Source organism: Chryseobacterium sp., assembly GCF_041914225.1.
Lineage (GTDB): Bacteria > Bacteroidota > Bacteroidia > Flavobacteriales > Weeksellaceae > Chryseobacterium.
Map to the genome: position 1 here is coordinate 20,043 of NZ_JAYSDT010000047.1, position 10,064 is coordinate 30,106.

The 10,064-nt window shown below is 37.5% G+C and carries 6 protein-coding genes; 4 read left to right on the forward strand and 2 right to left on the reverse strand.

The genetic code is table 11. From position 1 onward, the window contains the following. Nucleotides 1-44: 44 nt before the first annotated feature. The 4 genes from ACE3RB_RS16595 to ACE3RB_RS16610 are packed head-to-tail and all read left to right on the forward strand — an operon-like array spanning nt 45 to nt 4,689. On the forward strand, nt 45-845 hold the full coding sequence (locus ACE3RB_RS16595) for a WxL protein host-binding domain-containing protein (protein ID WP_374465228.1): 801 nt from the start codon (nt 45-47) through the stop codon (nt 843-845). Then, a complete protein-coding gene (locus ACE3RB_RS16600; RefSeq protein WP_374465229.1) occupies nt 838-3,591 on the forward strand; it encodes a hypothetical protein in 2,754 nt (917 codons plus the stop codon). The genes ACE3RB_RS16595 and ACE3RB_RS16600 overlap by 8 nt, the downstream gene beginning before the upstream one ends. Next, the gene (locus tag ACE3RB_RS16605; protein WP_374465230.1) at nt 3,588-4,115 is read left to right on the forward strand and encodes a hypothetical protein; all 528 of its coding nucleotides are present in this window, start codon (nt 3,588-3,590) and stop codon (nt 4,113-4,115) included. The genes ACE3RB_RS16600 and ACE3RB_RS16605 overlap by 4 nt, the downstream gene beginning before the upstream one ends. Nucleotides 4,116-4,122: 7 nt before the next feature. Further along, complete coding sequence (locus tag ACE3RB_RS16610) at nt 4,123-4,689, forward strand: hypothetical protein (RefSeq protein WP_374465231.1); 567 nt, start codon at nt 4,123-4,125, stop codon at nt 4,687-4,689. A gap of 139 nt (nt 4,690-4,828) precedes the next feature. On the opposite strand, the gene ACE3RB_RS16615 is transcribed toward ACE3RB_RS16610, so the two are convergent. Further along, nucleotides 4,829-6,724, reverse strand: coding sequence for a SusD/RagB family nutrient-binding outer membrane lipoprotein (locus ACE3RB_RS16615; protein ID WP_374465232.1), 1,896 nt, complete (start codon nt 6,722-6,724; stop codon nt 4,829-4,831). Nucleotides 6,725-6,738: 14 nt separating this feature from the next. Beyond that, complete coding sequence (locus tag ACE3RB_RS16620; RefSeq protein WP_374465233.1) at nt 6,739-9,636, reverse strand: SusC/RagA family TonB-linked outer membrane protein; 2,898 nt, start codon at nt 9,634-9,636, stop codon at nt 6,739-6,741. Nucleotides 9,637-10,064 lie beyond the last annotated feature (428 nt).

Below are 10,064 nucleotides of genomic sequence, written 5' to 3' on the forward strand. Positions count from 1 at the left end.
CTTCCTGGTTTTGTATTATTATGATTTAACTCCAAACTTTATATATGATAAAGCGTATTCTTATTTTGATCACCCTGATTTTGCAGTTCTGCTTTTTACATGCCGGCATTGTGATTCTCAACGGGCTTACGCATTCTTACAAAATAGAAAACGGAAAGGTTTATAAAGGGAAAATTGCCATTGAAAATACAGGCAGTAATCCTCAGAGTGTAAAAATATTTTTACAGGATTACACCTATCATGCTGACGGAACGATCAATTATACAGCATTACGAACCAATAAACGCAGTAACGGAGAGTGGCTGAAACTCAATACCAATCTGGTTACTTTAAAGGGTAAGGAAAAGACTGAAGTATTTTATGAAATAACTGTTCCCAATGAGGCAATGGATCCGGGAAGCTATTGGAGTGTTATCATGGTAGAACCGGTAGAGGAGATAAAACCCAGCGACAAAAAACCTGGTGTAAGTATTACTTCTGTTATACGATATGCCATTCAGGTCATTACAGACATTGAAACGGAAAAGGCCAAACCGGACCTTAAGTTTGAAAGTGTAAAAGTAGAAAAACAAGAAGGAAAGAAAGCCGTAAAGGTAGCAATTGCCAATAATGGTAATCTGTATTGTAAACCGACGGCAGCCATTGAAATCTATAACCGTAAGACAGGTGAAAAAGTGGGAACCTACTCAAGTTTAACGATGGGACTGTTACCAAATACTTCCAAAACATTTTACATTGATATCAATACCGTACCACCGGATAAATACAGAGCCGCTATAATAGCCACAGATGAAGAGGAAAATGCATTTGCGCTGAATGTGGAATTAGAAGTAAAAAATGATTAGAACTTGGACATTATTTATTATCATATTATTCTTCCCGGTATTTATTTTTTCTCAGCAGCAATCCAGCCGATTGACCAGTAAAAAAGATAGTTTAATGCCGGGAATGTCCACTTCTATTCCCTTTACATTAGAAAATAATTCGGCAGAGAGCAGGACTTATGATATTTCAGTCAGCACATCAAGTGCGTCTATTCGTCCTATTTTAGCTAAAAGTGAATTTCAGCTCGCTCCTTATGAAACATCAGCCTATCTGGTTCCGTTACGTATCGGTGCAGAAACAGGACAAGGTTCCTATTCTGTAACACTGAATATTGTTGATCGTAACAACGGAATATCTTTTACAAAGACTTCGGAAATCACAGTTTCCGGAAACAGGAATCTTTTGGTCACCATTCTGGATTCCCCTGAGTTTGTAAGAGCCGGAGAAACCATCAAGGCCTCTTTCCTTTTAAAAAATAATGGTAATGTAACGGAAAGCATTGCGCTGGAAAGTAAAAATGCAGTTGTTGATCAAGAATCATCACTCATACTGGCTCCTAATGAATCAAAAATTATCAGCATTCACAAAGTCACAAACCCAGATCTCACTCAAAATGAATTTCAAAACCTAAATCTTTCGGTACATCCGGTTGGCAATCCCAAAGAAAGCCAGGACTTCTATTCAAGCACGCAGGTTATATCGGTAAAACCCACTGAAAAAGATATTTATCACAGGCTGCCGGTTGCTTTTTCTTTATCTTTTATCGGGATGCAGAATATGGGAGTTTATCATGATGGCTTTCAGGGCGAAATTTATGGTAAAGGAACTCTTGATAAAGACAATAAAAATCAGGTTGAATTCAGGGCTGTCACACATAATCCTGTAGAGCTTAACACTTTTACCCAATATGAGGAATATTTTGTGAATTATAAACGAGATAATTTTTTTCTTCATCTCGGTGATAAAACCTATTCTTCATCCTACCTTACAGAGTTTGCAAGATACGGACGCGGAGCAGAAATCCGGTATGATCTTAATAATGTAAGCTTTGGCGGGTTTTATAATCATCCCAGATTCTTCAGAGATATAAAAGATGAATTGAATATCTATTCAGCCTTCAGGATCCGGAAAGAGTCTGAAATTTCTGTAGGTTACCTCTATAAAACACCAAGAAAAGAAGAAATCAGGTATGGAGAGGTAAGACTTGATTCTGATGCTCATCTCCCCTACGCAAAGGGAAAATTTAAGATTTCGAAAAACATCAGCCTGTCCGGAGAATTAGCGTACAGTACAACGCAGAAAACAGACGGAACTGCTTATTTACTTCAGGCAGAAGCCGTTTTCAAGAAGTTAAACGGAAGCTTGATATACATGAGAGCCAGCCCGGATTTTACCGGATATTTCACCAATACCAATACCTTTAATGGAAATGTGTATTACAATATCACAAAAAAAATCAGTGTATTTGCCAATTATATGCAGGATGCGAAGAACTTCCAACGGGATACCCTGTTGCTGGCGGCACCCTACAGAAAGTATTTCCAGTATGGCATACAGTACAGATATCTGCCCAACGGCTTTATTATACTCAATAATGGTCATCAAACGTATAAAGACCGTCTGGAGCCCAAACAGTTTGACTATTATGAGCGTTATTTCAAAGTCAGTATCAATCAGCAGATCGGAGTGTTCCAGATCAACCTTGATGGGCAGTTTGGTAAAACGGATAATTACCTGACAGGTTTCAGCGGTAACTCCAGTTTCTATTCTGCCAATCTTTCATTTCAAAAATTCAGAACCTCTTTTAATATCTTCGGGAGTTATGCCATCAGCTCAAGATATCAGCTTCAGAATCAAAAAAACCTTTATTATGGAGCAAGGATATTCAGCCGGTTCTCTGATAAGACCAGTTTAAGTGTTTTTTATCAGAACAATTATATGCCTGAGGAATATTTTAAGGACAGGAATCTTTTTGAGCTTCTTTTTCACCAGCAATTATTTCCGGGAAATGAACTTGATCTGTCAGGAAGATATTCATTGCAAAGAGGAGAAATCGGGGATAAAGATTTTATATTTTCGATGCGTTATACGTGGCGCCCCAATATTCCGGTGCAAAAAACGGCTGAATATACTTCGCTGTCGGGCAATGTTTCCAATCTGGGGGTTAAAAAGACAGAAGGAATCAGATTAATGCTTGGAAGTTATCTGTCTGTTACGGATAAGGATGGAAATTATATGTTTAAAAACGTTATTCCTGGTAATTATTTCCTTGAAATAGACCGTTCAACCACAGAAATCAATGACATTCCTACTCAAACATTGCCGGCGGCCCTTTCACTCGTGAATAAGGAGAATATTTTTAATTTCGGAATAACAGCTGCAGCCCATGTTCAGGGATACGTGAGGTTCCTGGAAACAGGAGAAAAAGATCAGGTAGATATTGAACAGCTGCAATCAGGAAAAGGGAAGAAGAAAAGAGAAAGTATTATTGTAGAAGCCAGCAATAACGACCAGACTTTCCGTAAGGTATGTTATATAGGGGAAGAGTTTGATTTCACTTATCTCCGGCCGGGAGACTGGATTGTTAAAGTTTACCGTAATGGACTGGATAAACGCTTTAAAATCTCCACAGACAAATTTATTTTTACGTTAAAGCCTTCTGAAACAAAGAAAATAACCATCAACGTTGTCAAGCATCAGTTAGAAATCAAATATCAGCAGGAATCCCTGAAAGTAGGATATAATGAAATAAAAAAGAAAAAATGATTCGTTCCATACTATTAATAATAGCATTTATTGTATCTGGCTCAATGTATTCTCAGACCGCAAGTACTACTGTCAGCCTTACATTGCCTGTAGTAACTTTAATGGATATTGAACCTGCAGGAGGTATTACTTTGAATTTCACGCCTCCTACCGAAGCAGGAAATGCGCTTGGAACACCTACTCCCAATACGTCAAAATGGGTCAATTATACGTCTGCCATTACTCCCGGTGGACTTACCAGAAAAATTACAGCCTCAGTAAATAAAGTAATAGCAGGAGTTAATATAAGACTTCAGGCTGCAGCGGCATCCGGAGCCGGCGGAGGAACGTTGGGAACATCATCTGGCCAGGTGATCCTTACAACTACTCCTGTCACGATCCTTAGTGGTATTGGAGGTGCTTATACAGGGAATGGTGCCAATAACGGGCATGCACTCACCATTTCACTGACCACAAATACATATGCCAATTTAGTTGCACAGGCAAATACAGCTATTGTCATCACCTACACCATCACAGAGTAAACCGAAAATGAACACTAAAAATCCCATCATAAAACCATCCCTGAAAAGATATCTATACCTTATTATTTTAATAATGGGAAGCTGTCTTAAGGGGCAAACCATAAATCTTTCAGGAACCAGCTGGACAGCAACTGTACCTACTATTACAGAAGCCGGAACTAATTATACCGGAACTTATGATAATCCCGGCCTCTTAACATTATCAGGCCATTTACCCGGATCTTTTCTGAACCTTCTTACAAGCTCCGGAGCCAGAATCAGCATGCAGCATGTTCCTACTTCCTGGAACAGCTCTCTAAAGCTTTATGCAAAAAGAAGTGGAGGTACAGCAACAATCAATGGTCTTTGTGTATTGTGTAGCGCTACAATTAATGGCGGAACGGCTAATTATATAGAAATACCGCAAGCTACTGCCGCAACACTTTCCACAATAACTTTCAGTGGAGTACTGGGACTCGGTAACAGTGTAGATTATTCAGGTATTAATGTACAGCTGGAGATAGGCGGCGTTTCCGTGACAATTCCTGCTGCAGCATATAGTACACAAGTGGTTTTCACAATTGGAGCCAATTAAAACTCCCAGGCTAATCCATATACTACTTATTATAATTAATTGAACAATCCATTTAAAGAGATATTCAGTCAATTTTGTATCAAAAAAACAATCCCTTTCAAAATCAGAAAAGGATTGTTTTTTTAGTATTTTAACTCAATTAATGTTTGGCCCACCAAAGAGGGGTCAGTACAGCATCTGCACCACCAAGTAATTGTACAGCCTTATCATATCCAGGCTGATCCGTATTTCTGAAAGTACTTGGATATCTTAATCTCTGAGGGAAATTCTGAATAGAATTCGTCATATAATTTCCTGAGCTCAGATTAGGTAGGTTTGGCAATGGAGTTTCGATGGCCGGGTTTTCAAAAAACGGCAGCCCAAGTCTTCTCTGATCATTCCAGGATTCTAACGGTAACCAAGGCATATTGGCAATATATTTCTGGGTAATAATCTTTGTCAGTTTATCATTCTTTACCGATCCATTCTTATAAATGGTATTCACAGGATATTTAATTTCAACAGAAACCAAGTTCCCGGTTACAGGATCTTTATATTTCATCGTGTGGCTTACTCCCGGTTCTGTAATATGACTGTAAGAAACAGAAGTACCATCACGGTTATAATCTGTTGAAGCAATATATTGACCATAGAATTGTGAAACTCCATTATAGATAAAACTTTCCTGAATTCCCTTGTTATAGGCAGCTTCATCGCTCATTGGAACGGTCCAGCCTTTCAATGCAGCTTCCGCCAAGAGAAAATAGGTTTCCCAGCTTGCAAAGAATATTCTTGCATTCTTACTTTCCCTATACTGCTTGCCTAAAGCCGGCATACATCCTACTACATTTCTTAAGCCGTTTCTCTGTCCTTTTACTCCCCAATTTCCAATGGTATAGGCATTCCAGGTATTTACGGTATTTATTGTTATTTTAGAATTATCTTCAAACGTAAGATCTCCGTGGTTGGTAGTTGCCTGATTGGTATACGTCGGATACAATGAGTAAACCGGGCTTGTAAGATCCCCGGGAATATAGAATGTTTTATAGGCTCTCGGATCGATTTTATTAGGTAATCCATCCAACCAATATCCTGCACTTGGGTCATTGGTCATTGTAGTGAACTGTTGATCATATTTTATACCAATATAATCAGGTGCCTTTATCTGTGTATGCTGAGCCGCTGGTAACTGGTCTGTAGAATTTATTCCTCCCAAGCCAATGTATAAATTATTAAGGGTTGCTGATAAAATTTGAGAGTTCCATTCTCTAGACATTACACCTGTTAAGGCATCCCATCCCGGTTTTTCAGCAACTTTAAAATTATCTGCACTTGTAGCGATAAATGTATTTGAATTAGCCGCTGCTTCAAATTCTGTTTTTGCTTTTGAAGGGTCTACTTCGGCGATTCTCATGGCAATTCTCATCCTCATAGAGTTGGCATACTTTACCCACTGAGTCCAGTTAAACCCATAAACCATATCATAAGCATTAGCATTTGATGGTGCTCCCTGGGTTGTGTCCATTTTTGCGACTGCATCTTTCAATTCTTCCAAAATAAAATAATACACTTCTTTTTCAGAATTAAAAGTAGGATTCGTTCCCTGAAAAGCATGAATAGGCTGTGGTCCGAAATTATCCGAAAATTCACTCATTAAATAAGCTCTCCAGATTCTGGAAACCTGAATGACATTATCATAATAAGGTTTTCCCTGTCCGGCCGCCTTTTTTTCATTAGCCAATTGAATGGCTGCATTTGCATTATTCAGCCAATCTGAAATGTATTTCCAATATTCGGAAGTCCAGGAATCGTCGTAAGTTCCACCTGCAATTCCGGTTGTCAAATGCTGTCTTGCTGCCGTTTTCCAGTATAAAACAAAAACACGTTCTGCAATATTAGGATCTTGCTGGGCACCGAGAATTGAGTTATTTAATAAATATTCAGGTTCTGCCTTATTAGTATCTACGGCAAACGGGTTATTATTGATGTCTTCAAAATCATTGCATGAAGTACATAGTAAACCAATCGTAAAAAATGATAAGATATATTTTTTCATTGTTCAGTTGTTAATTAAAAGCCTAAAGTGATTGTAAATAAATAAGATCTCGAAGTAGGAAAAGCAAGGTTTTCAAATCCTGTAGCATTAGAGTTAATTGCGAATACAGATTCCGGATCAATTCCTTTGGCTTTACTGTAGATCATCCATACGTTATTTGCTGTAAAAGCTACTTTAGCACTCTGTAAGGCTAGTTTTTGGAAAATACTTTTAGGAAAATTATAAGTCAGCTGAATATTTCTTAAACGAATATTGGTAGCATCATAAATATTTTGTTCTGTAATTCCTAAATTTCCAGATGTTACAGCTCCCCAATAATCCTGTTGAGTAATTTCTTTGGTATTTGCTGTATAACCGCCATTTCCCTCCACTACGGCATCTAAAATCATATTATCACGTTTTCCTCCGGGTGCAGTGTCTGCAGCAAGTCCATTCGCTTGTAATGCAGCCTGCGTTGCAGAGAAAAATTTGCCTCCGATTCTTCCGTCAATTAAAAATGAAAGTCCAATATTTTTATAAACAAAGCTGTTTGTAAAACCAAACAAAGCTCTTGGGGTTTGATCTCCCAGATAATATTGATCAGGCGTTGCCTGCGGTAATCCGTTTTGATCCACAATCAATTTTCCGTAATAAGGACTGCTGGCATCTTCTACTCTCAGGAATTTTGTTCCGTAAATGGCCCCGTAAGGTTTTCCTACTTCTGCGAAGAAAGCAACGTTATCAAAACCTGATAAAGGATATTTTGAAACAGTTCCATCAATTTTATCGATGTTACTTTTTAGAGTTGAAAAGTTGGCATTGACATTCCACACAAAACTTTCCTTCTTAAAGATATCCGTATTCATTACGAATTCAAACCCTTTATTATGCAGCCCTCCTGAATTAATCATCATTCTTTCATATCCGGAAAGTGGATTTATCGGAATAGCTATAAGCTGATCGGTAGCATTATTATTAAAATAACTTATATCCAGAGACACTCTGTCAAAAAACTTCATATCTGCACCAACTTCAAAAGTTTTAAGCTTTTCCGCATGCAAATCCGGATTAAAAAGTACCTTATTTCTTGCAAGTACAATATGTCCGTTTGGATCAGTGGAAGCGATATATGTATTGTACAAGCTTTGAGGCGGTAAAGAGTTTCCTACGACTGCGTAGGCCGCACGAAGCTTAGCAAATGTTAAGGCATTTAAAGTTGTACCATTTAATTTCTTCAGCATATCTGTCAAAACTAATGAAGTACTCACGGAAGAATAAAAATAAGACCTGTTATTAATACTTAAAGTAGAAGACCAATCATTTCTTGCCGTAGCATTCAGAAACCAATATCCGTCATAATTAATTTCAGCGGCAGCAAATACTGAATTAATTTTTTTCCATAGATCAACTTCAGTCGTCGTAACAGAAGCAAGATCACTCGTATTAGATGTGCTGAAAACATTGGCAATAATAAGATTCTGCGTGGAAAAATATAATGCCTTATCCCTGCTTTCCATCATCTGTCCATAAACAGAAAGCGATCCTCCCCATTTACCAACAATATTATCTTTTTTAGCATTAAGACTTATGATATAGTTATTCTCATAAAACTTTTCCTGGCCGGTAGAGTAAGAATTATTACGGCCAGATCCTGTCCAAACGCGTGCATCAGTATTTAAAGAATAAAAATCCGTTCCTAATCTTACATCTGCGCTCAGCCAATTATTAAATTGATATTTAAGATAACCGTTTAATAAAAACCTGTCTTTTTTATCAGCGTTCAATGCATTATAAGCCGTCCAATAGGGATTAATTCCATTGGAGGTTATCCAGCGCGATGTTACCCCATTTTGCATCTGCCCCTCACGATAATCTCTTACATCAATATTTTGAGGCATCAGAAGGATTCTTGGGTAGTAATTTCCATCACCTTGCCCTGCAGAAGGTCTGTTTGTACCTTTAACACTCATATACTGGGCTTTCACCTCACTTGTCCATCTTTTATTAGCTCCAAAATTAGAATTCATTTTTGCCATAAAATTGAACCTCTCGTATTTTGAATTCGGAATCTGGCTATTACTGTTTAAATAATTAGCAGAAGTGTACAAGCTTGATCCTTCGCCTAAGGTCTCTTGAAAGCTCAATGTATGCTGTGCGGTAGTTCCTGTCTTAAAAAAGTTTTTTAAGTTATCATGGACTGTCATATTTGATCCTTCAAAGGCAGGTCCCCAGGAAGTTGTGTTATCAACCCCCTGTGGATTGGGCAAACCATTACTTCCTTGTGCGAAACTATGCTGCAAATCAGGCTTCATAAAAATATTTTCAAAGCCTAAGCTTGTAGAATATGTAATTCCTAATCCTCCTTTTCTTTTGCCGGTTTTGGTTGTAATCAAAATAACTCCGTTTCCACCCCTGGAACCATAAAGAGCAGAAGCAGCACCTCCTTTTAAAACAGAAAGACTTTCAATGTCGTCCGGATTGATATCACTTAAACCATTACCCATATCAAGATCCGGATTCCAGAAATCGTTATTAGAATCTTTTCCATTCTGCTTAACCTTTGATCCTAAGCTATTACTTAACGGAACCCCATCCACCACAATAAGGGGTTGATTATCTCCTGTAAAAGAATTAAAACCTCGTAGGTTAATTTTGGAGGAAGAACCTGGTCCAAAACCTCCTTTAATCACTTGTAATCCGGCAACCTTTCCTACTAATGCATTGGTTATGTTATTTTCTTTTGCATCGACAAGGGCTTGCCCTTTCACATCCTGGAAAGAATATCCAAGCGCTTTTTTTTCTTTTTTTACACCGTAAGCTGTAACAACTACTTCGTCAATCTTTGACGCTTTAGTTGAATCACTTTGTGCATACAATCCACCGAAAAAGAATAAGGATTGGAGCAGCCCAACCTTAAAAATGGTTTTTTTCATAAAAATTAGATTTGGTATATATTTAACAATATCACAAGATATTTCAGCAAATAAACGTAATTCTTATTAAATTAATATACAATCATTAATTATTTATGCTAAATACATTAATAAAAGCAATCAAATATTTTTAAAGCTTTTGATACTTAAATAATTAAGTAAAATTTAAAGTTAGATGAGCTACAGTCTAAATCTAGTACTTTGCGGGAATTGGGTTAAAGAAAATAATGAAACGTTTAGACTCCTACGGAATGACAGTGGAGTATCTTATAAATGATCATTAAAAAGTGATCAGCTTAAATCATTAGTCGTCGTTGTCAGATCCGGATTAGAGTGATCAATTTTACATTCTAAGGTCTAATATCCACAATTCTGTCATTCCGCAGGAATCCAGGCTTACTTATTAGAGCCTTGAGATTAAAAGTAAA